General features: G+C 66.8%; 15 protein-coding genes. 6 read left to right on the forward strand and 9 right to left on the reverse strand.

Annotation, left to right across the window (positions count from 1 at the left end; genetic code table 11):
- Positions 1 to 101: 101 nt before the first annotated feature.
- From QW887_RS27810 to QW887_RS27820, 3 genes are all read left to right on the forward strand, one after another.
- Positions 102 to 956 (forward strand): MJ0042-type zinc finger domain-containing protein, encoded by an 855-nt coding sequence (locus QW887_RS27810; RefSeq protein ID WP_316187402.1) that lies wholly within the window; start codon positions 102 to 104, stop codon positions 954 to 956.
- Positions 957 to 1010: 54 nt separating this feature from the next.
- Positions 1011 to 1391 carry a response regulator gene (locus QW887_RS27815; RefSeq protein WP_315718112.1) on the forward strand — a complete coding sequence of 127 codons (381 nt, stop codon included), beginning with the start codon at positions 1011 to 1013 and terminating at the stop codon, positions 1389 to 1391.
- 302 nt (positions 1392 to 1693) lie between these two features.
- Positions 1694 to 2635 (forward strand): transposase, encoded by a 942-nt coding sequence (locus tag QW887_RS27820; RefSeq protein WP_316195507.1) that lies wholly within the window; start codon positions 1694 to 1696, stop codon positions 2633 to 2635.
- 254 nt (positions 2636 to 2889) lie between these two features.
- Here the strand turns inward: QW887_RS27820 and QW887_RS27825 are convergent, their stop codons facing one another.
- From QW887_RS27825 to QW887_RS27855, 7 genes are all read right to left on the reverse strand, one after another.
- Entirely contained in the window at positions 2890 to 4059 is a 1170-nt protein-coding gene (locus QW887_RS27825; protein ID WP_315718114.1) for a mandelate racemase/muconate lactonizing enzyme family protein, read from the reverse strand.
- A 34-nt stretch (positions 4060 to 4093) separates the two neighbouring features.
- Positions 4094 to 4801, reverse strand: a complete 708-nt coding sequence (locus QW887_RS27830) for an SDR family oxidoreductase (RefSeq protein WP_315718115.1) — start codon at positions 4799 to 4801, stop codon at positions 4094 to 4096.
- Positions 4798 to 5868, reverse strand: a complete 1071-nt coding sequence (locus QW887_RS27835; RefSeq protein ID WP_315718116.1) for an ABC transporter substrate-binding protein — start codon at positions 5866 to 5868, stop codon at positions 4798 to 4800. The genes QW887_RS27830 and QW887_RS27835 overlap by 4 nt, the downstream gene beginning before the upstream one ends.
- A 21-nt stretch (positions 5869 to 5889) precedes the next feature.
- Positions 5890 to 6729 (reverse strand): ABC transporter permease, encoded by an 840-nt coding sequence (locus tag QW887_RS27840; RefSeq protein WP_315718117.1) that lies wholly within the window; start codon positions 6727 to 6729, stop codon positions 5890 to 5892.
- Positions 6722 to 7549 (reverse strand): ABC transporter ATP-binding protein, encoded by an 828-nt coding sequence (locus QW887_RS27845; RefSeq protein ID WP_315718118.1) that lies wholly within the window; start codon positions 7547 to 7549, stop codon positions 6722 to 6724. Before QW887_RS27845 ends, QW887_RS27840 begins: the two co-directional genes overlap by 8 nt.
- A gap of 72 nt (positions 7550 to 7621) precedes the next feature.
- The gene (locus QW887_RS27850) at positions 7622 to 8566 is read right to left on the reverse strand and encodes a dihydrodipicolinate synthase family protein (RefSeq protein ID WP_316195509.1); all 945 of its coding nucleotides are present in this window, start codon (positions 8564 to 8566) and stop codon (positions 7622 to 7624) included.
- 28 nt (positions 8567 to 8594) lie between these two features.
- Positions 8595 to 9410, reverse strand: coding sequence for an IclR family transcriptional regulator (locus QW887_RS27855; RefSeq protein WP_315718120.1), 816 nt, complete (start codon positions 9408 to 9410; stop codon positions 8595 to 8597).
- Positions 9411 to 9631: 221 nt separating this feature from the next.
- On the opposite strand from QW887_RS27855, the gene greA reads away from it, so the two are divergent.
- Together greA and QW887_RS27865 are read left to right on the forward strand one after the other, a co-directional pair.
- Positions 9632 to 10114, forward strand: a complete 483-nt coding sequence (greA, locus tag QW887_RS27860) for a transcription elongation factor GreA (protein ID WP_315718121.1) — start codon at positions 9632 to 9634, stop codon at positions 10112 to 10114.
- Between the two features lie 29 nt (positions 10115 to 10143).
- Positions 10144 to 10608 carry a metallophosphoesterase family protein gene (locus QW887_RS27865; RefSeq protein ID WP_315753845.1) on the forward strand — a complete coding sequence of 155 codons (465 nt, stop codon included), beginning with the start codon at positions 10144 to 10146 and terminating at the stop codon, positions 10606 to 10608.
- 55 nt (positions 10609 to 10663) lie between these two features.
- Here QW887_RS27865 and QW887_RS27870 read toward each other — a convergent pair whose 3' ends face one another.
- Positions 10664 to 13012, reverse strand: a complete 2349-nt coding sequence (locus QW887_RS27870; RefSeq protein WP_316195511.1) for a phosphocholine-specific phospholipase C — start codon at positions 13010 to 13012, stop codon at positions 10664 to 10666.
- A 225-nt stretch (positions 13013 to 13237) separates the two neighbouring features.
- Between QW887_RS27870 and QW887_RS27875 the strand changes: the two genes are divergently transcribed.
- Entirely contained in the window at positions 13238 to 14068 is an 831-nt protein-coding gene (locus QW887_RS27875) for a MurR/RpiR family transcriptional regulator (RefSeq protein ID WP_315753849.1), read from the forward strand.
- Positions 14069 to 14133: 65 nt separating this feature from the next.
- Here the strand turns inward: QW887_RS27875 and QW887_RS27880 are convergent, their stop codons facing one another.
- The gene (locus tag QW887_RS27880) at positions 14134 to 16776 is read right to left on the reverse strand and encodes a TIGR02302 family protein (protein WP_315718126.1); all 2643 of its coding nucleotides are present in this window, start codon (positions 16774 to 16776) and stop codon (positions 14134 to 14136) included.
- Positions 16777 to 17542: the final 766 nt, after the last annotated feature.

Genomic DNA, 17542 nt, shown 5'->3' on the forward strand with positions numbered 1-17542 from the left:
TACCATTCGCGCGATTGAGTTCCGAAGTTCGTCGACATGGCGGTCCTTGTAGCACGAACTGTCGGAAACAAAGCGGCAATGGCCGTTGGAGAACAGGCGCGATGTTCATCGTTTGCCCTCATTGTACGACATCTTATGCCATCGACGTGGCAACCCTGGGTATGGCTGGACGCAGCGTACGCTGTTCCCGTTGCAAGGAGGTCTGGCTGGCGCGACCGGAGGATGCGGTCGAGGCGCCCGCCCCCATGCCTGCCATGGCGGAGGCCGGCGCGGCGGCCGCGCCCCGTGACGCGGCCGACGAGTGGGAAGCCCTCGCGCGCCAGGAAGACGACGACGAACGGACGCCCGACGTGGAAAGTCCGCCGCTGGCTGCCGGCTGGCCCGAGGATGCCCTCGCCGAGCCCGACGACGACACGGCCGATGCCGAGCAGCCGTTGCAGAGCGGGGCTTCGCGCCTCGCCGGTCTCCGCAAGCTCATCAGGCGCCCGACGTTGCCGGATTTCCCAGGCAACAAGGTGTTGAACCTGCCGGTGCTGACGGCCGCCATGGCGGCGCTCACAATTGCGCTGGTGGTGTGGCGCGCCGACGTCGTCAGGCTGCTGCCGCAGACGGCCTCGTTCTACAAGCTGGTCGGGCTCGAGGTGAACCTGCGCGGCCTGACCTTCAAGGACCTGAAGGTGGCGACCGAAACCGTCGACGGCAAGCCGGTGCTGGTGATCGAGGGGACGATCGTCAGCCTGACGAAGAAATCGGTCGACCTGCCGCGGCTGCGCTTCAGCGTCCGTGACGCGCAGGGCACCGAGATCTACGCCTGGAACACGCTGCTCGAGCAGACCGCGCTCAAGCCCGGCGAGCGCACGACGTTCAAGTCGCGGCTCGCCTCGCCCCCTCCCGAAGGCCGCAATATCGATATACGGTTCTTCAACCGGCGCGATCTCGCCGCCGGCAGTGCATGATGGTTCCGGTCTCGTGGGTCGCCCGCGGGGCCCACGAGACGGAGACGAAACGACATGTCGCGCGTGCTGATCGCCGACGACGAAGATTCGATGCGGACCTTGGTCGCGCGCGCCATTGCCATGGATGGACATGAGATCGTGACGGCGCAGGACGGTGCCGAGGCGCTCGACATCCTGACGCGCGAGGCCGGCGCCTTCGACCTGCTGCTGACCGACATCCAAATGCCCATCATGGACGGCATCGCGCTGGCGCTGTCGGCGGCACGCGATTTTCCCGACCTGACCATCCTGCTGATGACCGGCTTTGCCCATCAGCGCGAGCGGGCGTCGAATCTCAGCGCGATCGCTCACGACGTCATCACCAAGCCGTTCTCGATCGCCGACATCCGCACCGCGGTCGCCGACGCGCTGGCGTCAAAGGCTGCGAAGGCGTAGGGCGCCAACGATGATCCTCGACGTTGCTGCAGTCCGCGCTGTCATCCCTGCAAACGCAGGGATCCATAGCCACCGCCGCCGTTGAGGGACAAGACTGGTCCCACATCTCGCGCCATCACATCGCCCTGGGGGTATGGGTCCCTGTGTCTGGAAAGTCTGCCATGATGATGGTGGGCGGGAAGCCGTTGGGTCCTTGGCGCTAGACGCCGTGAGCCGGCTCGGTCTCCCGCCCGTTCCATTTATCAACCTGAACAGTTGCACGAGGCTGCGCCAACAGACCTCGCATCACAGGGACAGGCACCGTGATCGTACCTTTTCGTTGCGTCGGAATCGACGTTTGCAAACCCTATCTCGATATTTTTGATGAAGCCGTGGGGGCGCCGGAGCGCATCGCCAACGGGCCACAGGCCATCACACAGCTGGTGGCGCGTTGGGGATGCGATGTTCTGGTGGTCTTTGAGGCCACGGGTGTCTACGACCTCGAACTGCGCGAGGCCCTGCGTCGGGCGGGCATCCGCTTTGCGCGGATCAACCCGGCTCGAGCTCGCGATTTCGCCCGCGCCAGCGGCCAACTCGCCAAGACCGATCCGATCGACGCGCGAACGCTGGCAGCCTTTGGGCGCGCCATGCAGCCAGCCACCGAGCAGGCCATGACGCCTGCCCAAAGCGCCCTCGCCAGGCTTGCAAAACGGCGGGATCAACTGGTTGCCATGCGCGCCCAGGAAAAGAACCGCCGCAGCGAGGCCGAGGACCGCGCCATGGCCGAACGCATCAGCCGCCTGATCGAGGTCCTCAATGACGAGATCGTCGAGATCGAGGCCGAGATCAACGCGCTCATCAAAGCCGAGCCGGTGCTTGCGGAGCAGGCACAGCTGATGCGCTCCGTGCCCGGTGTGGGACCCGTCGCCTGCATGCAACTCATCACCCAGATGCCGGAACTCGGCCATCTCGGGCCAAAGGAGGTAGCCGCTCTTGCGGGCCTGGCTCCCTTCAATCGCGATAGCGGGGCGTATCGTGGCAAGCGCAAGATCGGCGGCGGCCGGAAGCGTGTCCGCGACGCCCTCTACATGGCCGCCCTCAACGCCGTCCGCCGCGCCGATCGCTTCAAGATCTTTTACAACCGTCTGCGCCAAGCCGGTAAACCCGCCAAGCTCGCCCTCATCGCCGTCGCCAGGAAGCTTCTAACCATCCTGAATGCCATGATGCGCGACCGAAAACCTCATGCGATCACTCCATCAACATAACAGTTGCCGGGTCGGCGCCACGCCGTCGCTTCGCGCCATCGCGGCTTGCCCGGGACGACAGCGATGGGTGCGATGGAGCGCGGACGTGCCTGATGGGCTCGCGCCTGCGTAAAGGTCGCTGAAGGAACTGATCCTCTCTCCTCCGTCATTGCGAGCGCAGCGAAGCAATCCAGAATCCCTCTGCGGAGACCATCTGGATTGCTTCGCTGCGCTCGCAATGACGCTGGGGCGGCCGTCGGACGCCCCGCTCAGCTTCACGCGCTGAGCGCGCGCATCTCGGCATAGAGATCGGATTTGCCCTCGAAACCGATGCCGGGGAGGTCGGGCATCGTGATGTGGCCGTCGGTCACCTTCACGCCGTCGGGGAAGCCACCATAGGGCTGGAACAGGTCGGGATAGCTCTCATTGCCGCCGAGGCCGAGGCCGGCGGCAATGTTGAGGGACATCTGGTGACCGCCATGCGGGATGCAGCGCGACGGCGACCAGCCATAGGTCCTGAGCACGTCGAGCGTGCGCAGATACTCGCACAGGCCGTAGGACAGCGCGCAGTCGAACTGCAGCCAGTCGCGATCGGGGCGCATGCCGCCGTAGCGGATGAGGTTGCGCGCGTCCTGGTGGCTGAACAGGTTCTCGCCGGTGGCCATCGGGCCGGGATATAAATCGGCCAAGGTCGCCTGCAGGTGATAGTCGAGCGGATCGCCCGCCTCCTCGTACCAGAACAGCGGATAGTCGCGCAGCATCTTGGCGTAGGCGATCGCAGTCTCCAGGTCGAAGCGGCCATTGGCGTCGACCGCGAGCTGATTGTTGGGGCCGATCTCGGCGAGCACGGCCTCGATGCGCTGGCGGTCCTCGTCGATCGGCGCGCCGCCGATCTTCATCTTCACGACAGTGTAGCCACGCTCGAGATAGCCGCACATCTCGCGGCGCAGCGCCGAGAGATCCTTGCCGGGATAGTAGTAGCCGCCGGCAGCGTAGACGAAGACGCGCGGTTCGGCCTTGCGGCCGTGCCGCTCCGCGAGCAGACGGAACAGCGGCTTGTCGGCGATCTTGGCGACCGCATCCCAGATCGCCATGTCCAACGTGCCGACCGCGACCGAGCGCTCGCCGTGGCCGCCGGGCTTCTCGTTGATCATCATCGCCGCCCAGGCCTTGTCCGGGTCGATGTTGTCCTTGCTGGCATCGAGCAACGATGTCGGGTCAGCTTCCACGAGGCGCGCGCGAAAGCGCTCGCGGATCAAGCCGCCCTGGCCGTAGCGGCCGTTGGAGTTGAAGCCGTAGCCGACCACGGGCCGGCCATTGCGCTCGACATTGGTGATGACCGCGACCAGGCTCGACGTCATCTTGGTGAAGTCGATATAGGCATTGCGGATCGGCGACGAGATCGGCTTCGTCACCTCGCGGACGTCGACGATACGAACGGTCATGGTCATTCTCCTGGTCGGGGTCGCACGCGCCGTTTCAGAGCGAGGCGCCTGCGCAGATGGTGATGGTCTGGCCGGTGATGGCGCCCGCTTCCGGCAACAGCAGGAAGGCGGTGAGCGCAGCCACCTCGACCGGATCGACGTAGCGCCCCATCGGCGGCAGCACCGGGGCGATGCCGGCGCGGCTGGGATCGCGCAGAAACGGCGTGTCGGTCGCAGCCGGTGCGACGACGTTGACGGTGATCAGGCGCGGCGCCAGCTCGATCGCCCAGGAGCGCGCGAGGCCGGTGAGTGCCGCCTTGGTCGCGGCGTATTGGCTGCGGCCGGCCGCGCCATTGGCGGTGCGGCTGCCGATCAGCACGATGCGCCCGCCTTCGCGCAGGCGCGGCGCCAGCGCATTGGCCAGCGCCTCCGCGGCGCCGACATGGACGCGCCACATCCCTTCGCTGCTCTCGGCCTGCAACTCGCCGAGACGGCCGACACGCATGTAGCCGGCGGCGTGGACCAGCGCGGTCACGGCGCCGACGTCAGCAAGGCGCGCGATCAGCGTCTGCGGTTCGGCGAGATCGGCCTCGAAGCCACCGAAGTGTTCGTGCGACAGCACCGAGGCCGCGCGGTCGATGCCGGTCACGCGCCAGCCGTCCGCCAGCAGACGCTCGGCGATGGCGCGGCCGATGCCCGAGCTGGTTCCGGTCACCACCGCATGGCGAAGGCCCGAGCTGCTGTCGTGGTCCTGTGCCGTCATCCCTTGTACGCAGCCGCCTCGGCCCTGACCTTCACCGCATCGAAATTGTTGATCTTGTCGATCAGCTCATTGGTGTAGAGCGCAGCATAGTCCGTGATGTCCAGCCCGTTCATCGCGGCCTCGGTGCGGAACTCCTGCTCGTTGATCCCGCCCATCTTCGTATCGGCATAGGGCGGCGCGTAGAGCTTGATGCGGCGGCTGATCGACTGCAGCACGGCCTTGACCGCCGCGTCCTCGCTGGCACCGCGCGGCGCCGTCTCCGGGTACATCTTGAGAAAGGCCCTGGCGCCGGCGGTCGGATTGGCGAGCAGGAATTGCGACGCCTTGCACACCGAGCGGCCAAAGCCGACCAGGAGATCCCTGTCCTTCTCGAACGTCTGCGGCATCGCCATCAGGAACTGGCCGCCGACCATCGGGATCGTGGTCGGACGCGGCAGATAGGCCAGCTCGATGCCGGCCGCCTCGATCTGGCCGAAGCCAGTATCGAAATAAGCGAGCGCATCGATCACGCCGCGCTGCAGGGCGACGCCCGCCGGCGTGCCGTTGCCGACCGCGACCCAGCTCACATCCTTCTCGGGATCCAGGCCCAGCGCCTTCAGCACGTTCTTGGTGACGGGATATTCGGTGGCACCGAAGTCGGACACGCCGATCTTCTTGCCTTTGAGGTCCGTGTAGCTCTTGAGCCCCGAGCCGGGCGGGACGGCGATGTCCCATTTGTACGGATAGGTATATTGATAGAACAGTTTCGCGCCACTCCATTCGCCCTTGGCGAGCAGCGGCAGCGCTGTCGACGGCACGCCGACGCCGACGAAGACGGAGCCCCGGTCAGTCGCGACCTGGACGTTGGCATTGGTGCCGAGCGCCTGGACGTCGAGCGAGAACCCTTCCTGCGCGTTGTAGCCGAGCGCCTCGCCGATCACGCAATTGATGATAGTGGCGTTGAGCGCCTTGAGCCCGACGCCGAAGCGAAGCTTCTTCGCGTCCGCCGCCATCAGGCCGGCCGGCGCGCCGCTCATCAGCAGCGCCGCGCCGGCACTGCTCTTCAGGAATGACCTGCGCGAAACCATCCTTCGTTCCTCCCTGTGGTCCTATTTTTTCCGGTTGGCGCCCCAGTGCACGACCTTGGCCTCGCACCAGCGCACGATCCCATGCAGCACGATGCCGAGCACGCCGAGAATGATCAGCGCGGCGAACACGCCGGCGACGTCCGACACCGCCTGCGCCTGCGTGATGACGACCCCCATGCCACGCTGGGCGCCGAGGAATTCGGCCACGATCGCGCCGAGCAGTGCATAGACCACCGCCATGTCGAGGCCCGCGAAAATGAAGGGCGCGGCGTTGGGCAGCTTGACGATGCGGTAGGTCTCGAAGCGCGAGGCCGACAGCGAGCGCATCAGGTCGATACGCTCGGGCTCGACGGCGCGCAGCCCCGTGAAGCTGTTGATCAGCACCGGGAAGAACGACAGCAGCGCCGAGATCGCGACCTTCGAGCCGTCACCGAAGCCGAACCAGATCACGATCAGCGGCGCGATCGCCACCTTGGGCAGGCTCTGCAGCGCGAACGCATAGGGCATCACCAGGCGCTCGATGGCTTCGACCTCGGCCATCAAGGAGCCGATGACGAGGCCGAGCCCGACGCCGATGGCGCAGCCGGCGGCGGCGTTGCTCAGCGTGCTCCACAGCGGCAGGTAATAGCCGAGCGGGCTGGCCGGGCTGACCGCGAGCCCGGACCACAACGCACGAACGACCGCTTCGGGCTTCGGCAGGATGTAGGACGGGATGTTCAGCAGGTTGACCGCGGCGATCCAGCTCAGGATCAGCACCGCGAGGCCGATCCAGGCGATCGGCGAGCCCAGGCTGACGCGGCGCCGGGGGCTTGCGGGCTTCTGCGACAGGGCTGAAACGGCGACGTTGGCGAGATCAGTCATGGCCGTGCTCCTGTGCATTGAGCAGCCCGCGAACTTCCCTGGCAAGCCGCGCATAGTCCGGATGCAGCACGATGTCGTCGAAGCTGCGCTGCCGCGGGATCGGCACGTGGAGATCGGCAAGGATGCGGCCGGGACGCGCCGACATCACGATGACGCGGTCGGCCAGGAAGATGGCTTCCGAGATCGAGTGCGTAATCAGCAGGACGGTCTTGCGGTTCTCCTGCCAGATTCGCTGCAGCTCGAGGTTCAGCCGCTCGCGCGTCAGTGCGTCGAGCGCGCCGAACGGCTCGTCCATCAGCAGGATCTCGGGATCGCGCGCCAGCGCGCGGCAGATCCCGGCGCGCTGCTGCATGCCGCCGGACAGCTCATAGGGATATTTGTCGCCGAAATCGCCGAGACCGGTAACGGCGAGCAGCTGCTCGATGCGATCGCCGGCCGGCGCATGTTTGCCGCCGACGCGCAAGGGCAGCCCGACATTGTCGCGCACCGTCATCCACGGCAGCAGGTTGGCCGCCTGGAACACGACGCCGACCTTGCGCGAGGGACCGGCGACGGCCTCGCCATCGAGCAGCAGCCGGCCGTCGCTGTAACTATCAAGCCCCGCGAGCAGACGCAGCAAGGTGCTCTTGCCGCAGCCGGAGGGACCGACGACACAGACGAACTCGCCCGGCTTGATATCCAGCGAGATCCGGCTCAGCGCATGGACCGCCGCGCCGGAGGCCGAGACGTAGGTCTTCGACAGTTGATCGATCGCGATGAGCACAGCCTCGGGCACAGCCGCAGCGCGCCGGGTTGCATCGTCGACATCCATCGTCAGCATCAGCGTCCACCCGGTGTCTTTTTGTTGTGATCACGGGGCAACGGCCGGCACCGGCCGTCGCCTCTCGCAAGCTCAGGCCGCAGCCTTCACCGTCAACCCGGCCGCGGCCACCGCGGCGCGGATCGCGGCCATCTCCTCGGCGCTCGGCGCATGCGTCGGCGGCCGCACGGTGGCATCGCGGATCACGCCGGCGACCTGCATCGCCGCCTTCATGCGGCCATGCGCCTCCCCGGTCGGCTCGCCGCCGCCATACACCGCGTCCTTGAGCGGATCGATCATGGCCTGCAGCTTCATCGCAAGCTTAAGGTCGCCAGCGGTGACGGCAGCGAACAGATCGTAGATCAGATCCGGAATCAGCGAGGCGAAGCCGACCAGCGCACCATCGACGCCCTGCACCATCGAGGCCAGCAGATATTCGTCATGACAGGTCAGCAGCGCCTTGTGCGGCGCCGCGGCGCGGATCGCCTTGAGGTCGCGCGCATATTTGTTCATCTCGCGGGTACCGATCTTGAATGCCTGGACGTGGTCGAGGCGGGCGAGCTCGGCGAGCAGCTCCGAGGAGAACGAGGCGCGGGTCCAGGCGGGATAGACATGCACGATCAACGGCAGCCTGGTGGCTTCGCCGATGGCGCTGAAATAATCCAGGCAGTGCTCGCGCTTGAAGCCGAAGCGCAGCCAGTGATGGGGCGGCATGACGTCGAGAGCAGTCGCGCCCGCTTCCTTCGCCATCAGCGCATGCTCGATGCCGTCCTTGATGCCTTCGCACACGACGGAGGAGATGGTCGGGCAGATGCCGGTGAGCGCCTTGGCGACGATGCGCGTCACCTCCGCGCGCTCCTTCGCCGTGAGGCTGAACACCTCGCCGGTGTGGCCATTGGTCATGATGCCGACGATGCCGCGTCGTTTGCTGAGCCACGCCGCATAGCGCGTCAGCTCGGCCTCGTCGATCGAATGGTCGGCGTTGAAGGGGACGGCGATCGCCGGGATGATCCCCTTGAAATTGGTCATGACGCTCATGCTTGCTCCTGTTTCGTCACATCGACGTTCATCGTTTCGCGACCGTCGCAGTCGCCCCGCCCATGGCCTCCAGAGCCCGGGACAGCTGGGCTGCCGCTCTGAGCAGCGGCGCCACGCCGAGCCGCTCGAAGTCGTCCGCGGTGATGCGCATGGTGGGCGCAGCGATACTGATCGCCGCGAGCGGAATGCCGTCGCGGTCGATGACGGGCCCGGCGAGCACGCACAGCCCCGGCGCATTTTCCTGATTTGACAGCGCGTAGCCGGCAGCCTTCACCTGGCGCAGGCGCTGCAGCAGCGCGTCGAGATCGGTGATCGTGGTTTCGGTGCGCTTGATGCGCGGCTGCGCCTCGAGCACCTCGATCTGCGTCTCGACCGGCAGCAATGACAGGATCGCCTGGCCGACGGCGGTCGAATAGACCGGCGCGCGGCTGCCGATGCGGACGTCGACGCCGAGCCGGACGAGGCCCGCCTGGATGCGCTCGACATAGACGATGTCGCTGCCGTCGAGCACCGCGAGCGAGGCAGCCTCGTTCATCTCGCCGACCAGGCTGCGCAGGATCGGGCGCGCCTGTGTGCGTAGCTCCGAGCGCGCGATCGCGTTGAAGCCCAGATCGAGGCATTTCAGCGTCAGGCGGAAGCGCCTGGAGTCGCCGACCTTCTCGACATAGCCGAGCATCACGAGCGTGTTGAGCAGTCGGAACGTGGTGCCCTTGTCGAGCGCCGCGCGGCGCGCAACGTCGGCGAGCACCAGCTCGGGCTCCTCGCTGGTGAAGGCATTGAGCACCTGAAAGCCCTTGGCCAGCGACTGCACGACGCTTTTGCCAGCCTTGCTGTCCTCGTCCACGTGGAGGCTCCGACGTTTCCTGCTTGACGCCGGCCTTGACGACCGGCATTTCGATTTTCTAATGTTCGGATTGCGAACTATAGTTCGTATATTAGAATGCGCGTAGCCGCTGCTGTCAAGCGCGCTCGCGCGCGGCATGCGACACGGCTTGAAATCCGCGCAGCCGGCATGATCTCTCCCTGAGGGCCGCGACATCTCGCGGCCCTTTTCAGGAGTCCGGCGTGAGCGTCGCATTCACCAAGGAAGAGAGCGCCGAGACGGCGGCCGAAACGCAACTGCCCGACCGGCCGGTCTCGCCGCATCCGAATCTCGTGACCGCGACCGGACTCAAGGCGCTCGAGGAGCAGTTGCGCGAAGCGCAGGCGGCGTTTGAAGCGGCCCAGGGAATCGAGGACGTCAACGAGCGGCGACGGGAGTCGGCGCTGCCGCTGCGCGACGCGCGCTACTTTGCAGCGCGGGTGCGGACCGCGCAGGTGATGCCGGCGCCGACATCGACGGAGCAGATCGCGTTCGGCAGCACGGTGACGTTCAAGCGCGGCGACGGCCGCGTCCAGACCTACACCATCGTCGGCGAGGACGAGGCCGATCCGAAGCGCGGCATGATCTCCTATGTCTCCCCTGTGGCTCGCCTGCTGATGGGCAAATCGGCCGGCGACATGGTCGAGGTTACCGGACAAGAGCTGGAGATTCTCACGATCGCCTGAGGCGATGCCCATCACGCCGGCAGGAAACGATGCTCAAAGTTGGAATCATCTCCGACACTCATGGGCTGCTGCGGCCGGAGGCAGTGCGATGTCTGTCGGGCGTCCACCACATCATCCACGCCGGCGATATCGGCCGGCACGAGATCGTCGAGCGGCTTCGCCTGATCGCGCCGGTGACTGCGATCCGCGGCAACATCGATACGGCAGATTGGGCGAATGCATATCCTGCGACCGAGACCGTCAGGCTCGGCACGCGTGCCGTCCATGTCGTGCACGACGTCCACGACCTCGCGATCGATCCTGCAACGGCGGGTATCGACATCGTCGTGTCCGGTCATTCGCATCGCGCAGGCGTCGAGACACACAACGGCGTGCTCTACCTGAATCCGGGCAGCGCAGGGCCGCGCCGCTTCAAGCTGCCGATCACCCTGGCGACGCTGAACATCTCCTCCGGCCAACTGTCACCCGCGATCCACGATCTCGGCAGCGGCTGACGCAAAGCGAAAGGGCGCCCATGGGCGCCCTCTGCAAATCTCGTGGATGCATCGATCAGAAGCGGTCGGCCAGCGCCATGCCGGGATCGCTGAACGAGGGACGGCCGGTCTCGACATGTCCGGCGACGCGCCGGTAGAAGCTGTCGTCGGTGTCGCTGGTGACGACGAAGTCGTACCACAGGCCGGACTTGCGCAGATGCCAGTAGAGCTCGCTGTGGCGGCCGGGCGCAGACACCTTGACGGTCCACGACGTCGATGGGCCGCCATGGCTCGGTCCGGGGAAGAAGGTCGGTGCGCCAAAGCCGAAGCCGGGAGCATCGAAGTCGGGCGCCGACCGGAAGCCCGGCACCACGCCAAAACCCACCGGATGGAAGCCCGGGCGCGGACCGAAGCCGGGACATTGCGGCTCCAGCGCGGCCGAGACCGAGGCGGTGACGGCCTGCAACGGGCCATAGATCTCGTTGGACTTCACCGTGAAGCTCACGCGGGCATGGCCGTCGTTGCGCAGCTGCATGTGCAGGCCGCCCTCGAAGACGTTGTAGCCGACGAAGATCTCCGGGTTGGCGGCATTCGACGGCCTGACCTTGTCGAGGTCGCCCTTGAAATGGCGATGGAAGCCGTTCGGGCCGAGCACCCAGAGATCATATAGGCCATCGCTGCCGACGCTCCATTCATCGTCGATCATCTTGCCGGCCTCGACGGTGTAGCGGCGCGGAATGAGATCGAGATGCTGCTTGTCGTAGACGTGGAACACCGCGCCGGCAAAGCCGGTGTTGGCGAACAACAGATTCACCTTGCCCGCGGCGGCGTCGACCTTCGCGGTGGCATGCAGGATATAGGGCAGCGGACGCGAATAGCGCGCGCCGCTCTCCTGGAACAGCGGCTGCGGTGTCGCGGGCGCAACCGGCGCCGGCAACGTCTTCTGGTGCGCGTCCGAGGCCTGCCAGTTGCTCTGATCGGGCAGCTCCGGGAAGCGCGGATCGTTCGGGCTGGCGAAGTCGAACGCCGAGGTGAGATCGCCGGAGACGGCGCGGTGCCAGGGGCTGATGGCGTCGACCTTGATCGCAAAGCGCTTCTCAAGGAAACGACCGATCGAGGTGTGGTCGAACACCTGCGAGTTGACCCAGCCGCCCTTGCTCCAAGGTGAAACGACGTACATCGGCACCCGCGCGGAGAGGCCCCAGGGACGGATGTTGCCGCTGATGGTGTCGGTCGCAGTCAGCACGTTGCCGACGGTGTTGGAGAAATACTCGCCGTCGAGCGGCAAGGTCGCCTTGCCCATCAGCTTGCCGTTGATGTCGTAGGACGGCACTGCGGGCGCCGGCAGATGATCGAAGAAGCCGTCATTCTCGTCGAAGGTCAGGAAGAAGACGGTCTGGCTCCAGACCTCGGGATTGGCGGTCAGGGCTTCCAGCACCTGGTCGGTGAAATTGCCGGCGCGGGTCGGGCTGCCGCCGCCGGGATGCTCGGAGTTGGCCTGCGTCGGCAGGATCCACGACACCTGCGGCAAGGTGCCGGCCATCACGTCGGCCTTCAGCCGGTCGAGATAATCCGGGCCGCCGGTCAGGCCGTGCACGTAGTTCGGATCGCTCGGCTGGGCATGACGGAAGCTGGAGAACGCCAGGCAGCCGTGCATCGCGCCGGTCCAGTTGTCGTTCATGTCCTGATAGATGTGCCAGCTGACGCCGGCCTTGTTCAGCAGATCGGGCAGCGTGTCCCAGGCGAAGTCGCTGCCGACATATTTGTAGCTCGCCTGCGGTTGCGGCTGACCGGCGACCCAATTGTGCGGGTTCGGCCAGCAGCGCAGGTTGTTGGGCTCGGAATCGTTGGTGGTGGAGTTGATGCCCTGAGCGCGCAGCGCCGGATTGAAGTTGGAGCCCGACCAGAACACGATGCGGTTGGGATCGGTGCCGGTGGTGATCGAGGCGTGGTAGGCGTCGCAGATCGTGAACGCCTCGGCGAGCGCGAACTGGAACGGAATGTCGTCGCGGCCGAAATAGCCCATCGCATAGGGCGTCTTGTACTTCGCCCAATAGCCCATCTTGCCCTGATTCCACGCCGCCTGGCTGTCGCCGAAGGAGTGCGGCGTGCCGTAGCCCACCAGCGCGTTCGAGGTCGTGGAGTCGCGGTGATAGGGCGGAATCTCGCGGCTGCCGTCGGACTGGAACCAGACCGGCTTGCCGCTCTCCAGCGGGATCGGGAAGCGGTCGCCGAAGCCGCGGACGCCGCGCAGCGTGCCGAAGTAGTGGTCGAAGGAGCGGTTCTCCTGCATCAGGATGACGATGTGCTTGACGTCCTGAATGGTGCCGGTCCGGCGCCGTGCCGGAATGGCCAGCGCCTGGCGGATGCTGGCGAAGGCAGCCGCCGCCGTGGCGCCTGCCAAGAAATCGCGACGTGTTGTCATGCTGATACGACCTTTTGAAATCTTGAAGAACGTATTCAGGGTTGGCGGGGCGAGCCCGACCTGCTCCTGCGAACGTCCCTGGCGTATCAGCGCGACTTGACAGCGCTGTGAAATTTTTATTTACGAAATGAATCTGAATGAGATTTTCTCAGCATCGGACACAGCGTATCGGGGCACAGCGTGACGGGATCGACCTTTCGTTCTGGGCCGGGCGTGAACGGCATCTTGTTTCGTATTCGGGAGCTGCAGAACGAGCTGCCGCCGAAAGCGCGGCAGATCGCGGAGCTGGTCATCGCCCGGCCGGAGCCGTTCATCCACATGTCGATCACCGAGGTCGCGGAAGCCTGCGGCGTGAGCGAGGGGACGATCGTGTCGTTCTGCCGGCGGGTGGGAGTACGCGGCTTCCAGGAGCTCAAGATCATGCTGGCGCGGGACCTGATCGAGCCGGTCCGGCTGATCCAGGAGGACCTGCATCGCGGCGATGATCCGGCGACGGTGACGGACCACATCTTCGCGGCGCATGCCGCCTCGCTGCAGGAGACGCGGCGGCTGCTGTCGATGGACGCACTGGCGCAGGCGGCCAGACTTTTGCGCGAGGCGCGGCGCGTCGAGATCTACGGCATCGGGAGCTCGGCGCCGATTGCGCAGGACCTGTCGTACCGGCTGCTGCAGCTCGGGCTGGCGGCCAATGCGATCGTCGATTCGCATGTCCAGGCGGTCAGCGCCGGGATGACCGGGCCCGACGTCGCGACCGTCACGGTGTCGCATTCGGGCAGCACGGTCGAGACCGTGCTGGCGACGCGGCTGGCGCAGGCCGCGGGTGCGCGGACCATCGGCATCACCCGGCTCGGCAAGTCGCCGCTGGCGGCGCATTGCGAGGTGCTGCTCTACACCGTCGCCAACGAGACGCGCTATCGCCCGGAGGCGATGAGCAGCCGTGTCGCGCAGCTCGCGATCATCGACACGCTGGTCAGCTGCTGCGCGCTGACCGACACCGAGCGCTCGGTCGACCGGCTGCAGCACGCGGCGCGCATCCTGTCCGAGAAGCGCTACTGAACTGCGCGGCCTCCGGTCAAAACAACGATGAGCCACGGGGATGATCTCCCGTGGCCGATCCATCCTCAATAGTCCTTCAGCAGCCGCTCGATGTAGTCGAGCTCGAGCTGCGGCCGCGACTGATCGCCGAGCCGGCGGCGCAGCTCCTCGAGGATGCGGCGGACGCGCTGCACGTCGATCTCGCCGGGAATCTTCTGCGAGAAATCGTCGATGTCGCGGCCCGGATGCATCGGACGTCCGAGCGGGTCGGTCTGCTGCGCGCCCTGCTGGCGGCCGGCGCGCTGGCCGGGGCCGTCGCCCGGCTGGTCGCCGTCGCCCTGCTGCATCGCCTCGGCGAGGCTCTGCGCGCCCTTGCGCAGCGCATCCAGCGCCTTGCCCTGCGATTCCACGGCGCCGTCGGCATTGTTGTCGCCGAGCTGGCTGCCGGCATCGCCCATCGCGCTGTCGGCATCGTCGAGCCCGTCGCCGGAATCGCCCTGGTCGCCTTGATCCCCCTGCTCGCCTTGCTGGCCGGGCTGCCCCTTCTGGCCTTTCTGACCCTTCTGTCCCTTTTCGCCCTGCTGGCCCATGCCACGCTTGGCGAGCTGGTCCTGCAGCTGCTTCAGGCGGTCGCGCAGCGCCTGCTGGTCCTGCTGCAGGTCGCCCATGCCCTGGTCCTGGTCGCCCTGCTGCTTGTTGCGGTTGCGGCGCGAGTCCTGGCCCTGCTTGAACGTCTTGTCGCGGAGCTGCTGCTGCTTGCGGATCATGTCGCCGAGCTCGTTGAGCGCCTGCTCCATGTCGTTGTCGCCGCCCTGGTTGGGCTGCGCCATCTGCAGATTCTCCAGCATCTGCTGCAACTGCTCGAGCAGCTCGCGCGCGCCCTCCTTGTCGCCCTGCCGCGACAGCCGCTCCATGCGGTCGATCATGTTCTGCAGGTCCTGCTGGCGCAGCACCTTGGTGTTCTGATCGAGCGGCCGCTGCGCCATCTGCGGGTTGTTGCGCAATTGCTCGGCGAGCTGGCGCATGTAGTTGTCCATCGCCTTGCGCAGATCCTCGGCGAGCTTCTTGATCTCCTCGTCGCTGGCGCCGCGCTCCAGCGCCTGCTTCAGCGCGTCCTGGGCCGCGCGCAGCGCCTTGTCGACGTCGGAGATGTTGCCGTCCTCGATGGTGACCGCGAGCGCCCACAGGCTCGCCACGACCTCGCGCAGCGCATCGTCGGTGCGCGCGGCCTCGAGCTGGCGCGTCACCGAGCGCAGGCCGAGATACTGGCCGGGCTCCGGCGTGAACAGCTCCGGCGCGATCGCCAGCGCGTCGAGCGCGGTGAACACGTCGCCGTTGCGGTTGCCGTCGAGCGCCAGCAGGCGCCGCTGCTCGATCAGCGCCCGCGCCAGCGGTTTTGTGAACAGCCGCTCCGGCAGCCTGGTCTCGAACGGCTCGCTGGTGCCCTCGTTGCCGGCCTCGTCCTTGGCCGTCAGCGTGAGCGTGACGTCGGCGCCGGCGTACGGGTCCTCGCTGAGATCCTTGACGGTCTGGCCGACGCCGTTGCGGGTGCGCGCGTTCGGCAGCACCAGCGGAAACTCCGGCGGCTGGAACAGCGGCCGTGCGGCGGGCGCGTCGGCCGTCTTGCTTTCGTTGCTTTCGGCAGCCTTGCTTTCGACAGGCCGCGCAGCGACCTTGGCGCGGGCTTCGGTGACGCCGTAATCATCCTCGAGCTTGTAGGACAGCTTCAGCGAGCCGCGCGCCTGCCGCTCCGGGTCCTTGGCCATGCTGATGACCGGCGGCTTGTCCGGCGTCGCCGCGAACACCCATTGCGGCTGCCCTGCGGGCGCGCGGACGTGAACGGTGCCGTCGGTCTTGATCGTGTAGTGCTTCTCGGTGGTGCCTTTCGGCGCGGCCTCGCCGGCCGCGACCTCGCCGGGCGCCGCCTCGGCGACGCCGCCTGACGTGATGATGTCGAGATTGCCGCCGCTGGAACGCACGATCAGCGTCGAGCCCTGGGGCACCACGATCGGGCCGCTCGACGGCACCGCGCCTTCCTTGTTGGCGGCGGACAGGATGATCGGCGGCTTCGCGGTGTAGAGCGGCGGCTTGACCCAGGCATCGACCCGGACCGTGACCGGCGTCAGCACGCCGTTCCAGTCGAACGCCGAGGCGAGGCGCATCGGCCGCTCGTCGCCGGCCGCGATAGAGGTCGCGACCAGGAGCACGATCACCAGCGCGCGCACCGCCCAGGGGTCGTGCAGCGACAGCCGCGGCCGCGGCGTGCCGGCGCGGATGCGCTTGATCGAGGCCAAGGTGCGCTCGCGCTGCGCCTGCCACAGCGCGTGCGCGATCGGATCCTTGGTGGTCAGCGTGTCGGTGAGAGCGGTGGCGGGGCGATGGGCGATGCCCGAGCCGCGATCGAGCCGCGCCAGGCCCTCGTCGCGGGTCGGCCAGCGATATCTCAGCATCGGCACGGCGGCGCCGAGCAGCAGCAGCAGAAACAGCCCGACGCCGATCATGCGGACCGCGAACGGCAGGCCGAGCCAGAGGCCGGCCCAGGAGACGATCAGGAACAGACCGACCACCGTGAGCAGCCGGGCGAGATGCGGCCAGCCGCGCTCCCAGGCTATGGCGAGACGCGCCCGCTTCAGCGCCTGCGCCAGCTTGAGCCGCGCCAAGCCATCATGCGCAAGGCCATCGGGCGTGCTGCTTGCCGGCCCGGCCGGCTCGGGGGTGATGCCGCTCAACAATCTCTCCAGGTTGCCCGGATGTTCACCCTAGCACAAAGGCAGCCGTGAGGCACCCGCTCTGCGCGGGCTTTCCCGCCGCCAGCCGCGGTTCACACGGGAGTGTGACCGACCGGTTCCCGGAAAGCTACGGGGCACCCAGACGACAGCGGGGCATCCCGACGACATCGACATCCGAGTGTGACGCCCGCCGCCCACCCCAAACTCCCGTCATTGCGAGCGCAGAAGCAATCCAGGGGCTGCGGGCGTGACTCTGGATTGCTTCGTCGCTGCGCTCCTCGCAATGACGTCGTGGCGAACGTCACGATGCACATGATCAAACACTCGCGGAGGAATCATTAGCAAAACGAGCACCATCCTTCTCGCGACGCCATCTGCGCCCGAGTGATACCCGACATCTCACCCTCCTCGAACAGAGGGCGCAGGGAAGACCGGGCGCCGGCCGGCGCCCATGGTCCGCGTGCAGCAAGAAAGCACGCGGCAGAACCACAGGCTCAGCCGAGATCACCCGGCCTTCCCTGCGCGATGGTGTTACGACTTATACGCGATCTTCCCGGGGAACGGCTGTCTTGCCCCCGTCGCCGGCGGTTCGTCACCGCCAACTTGGCATCAGCACCGCGATGCCAGAACCACGCGACTTCCTCGTCGCACCGGGATCGTTCGTCCGCGCGAGAGACCCGCGCTGCGACCCAGTGCGCCCACCGCATCCCGCACCCGACGTCCGTGACGATCGCGAAGCGCCCCCTCAGCGGGACGGGATGTCGGG

This window comes from Bradyrhizobium sp. SZCCHNRI3052 (assembly GCF_032484895.1).
Lineage (GTDB): Bacteria > Pseudomonadota > Alphaproteobacteria > Rhizobiales > Xanthobacteraceae > Bradyrhizobium.

What these genes read in the sequence shown, in the direction of transcription:
- QW887_RS27865 (WP_315753845.1), top strand. Translation starts at nt 10,144, where the DNA reads ATGCTCAAAGTTGGAATCATCTCCGACACTCATGGGCTGCTGCGGCCG.
- QW887_RS27830 (WP_315718115.1), bottom strand. Translation starts at nt 4,801, where the DNA reads ATGACGGCACAGGACCACGACAGCAGCTCGGGCCTTCGCCATGCGGTG.
- QW887_RS27825 (WP_315718114.1), bottom strand. Translation starts at nt 4,059, where the DNA reads ATGACCGTTCGTATCGTCGACGTCCGCGAGGTGACGAAGCCGATCTCG.
- QW887_RS27870 (WP_316195511.1), bottom strand. Translation starts at nt 13,012, where the DNA reads ATGACAACACGTCGCGATTTCTTGGCAGGCGCCACGGCGGCGGCTGCC.
- QW887_RS27845 (WP_315718118.1), bottom strand. Translation starts at nt 7,549, where the DNA reads ATGCTGACGATGGATGTCGACGATGCAACCCGGCGCGCTGCGGCTGTG.
- QW887_RS27815 (WP_315718112.1), top strand. Translation starts at nt 1,011, where the DNA reads ATGTCGCGCGTGCTGATCGCCGACGACGAAGATTCGATGCGGACCTTG.
- QW887_RS27810 (WP_316187402.1), top strand. Translation starts at nt 102, where the DNA reads ATGTTCATCGTTTGCCCTCATTGTACGACATCTTATGCCATCGACGTG.
- QW887_RS27835 (WP_315718116.1), bottom strand. Translation starts at nt 5,868, where the DNA reads ATGGTTTCGCGCAGGTCATTCCTGAAGAGCAGTGCCGGCGCGGCGCTG.
- QW887_RS27850 (WP_316195509.1), bottom strand. Translation starts at nt 8,566, where the DNA reads ATGAGCGTCATGACCAATTTCAAGGGGATCATCCCGGCGATCGCCGTC.
- QW887_RS27840 (WP_315718117.1), bottom strand. Translation starts at nt 6,729, where the DNA reads ATGACTGATCTCGCCAACGTCGCCGTTTCAGCCCTGTCGCAGAAGCCC.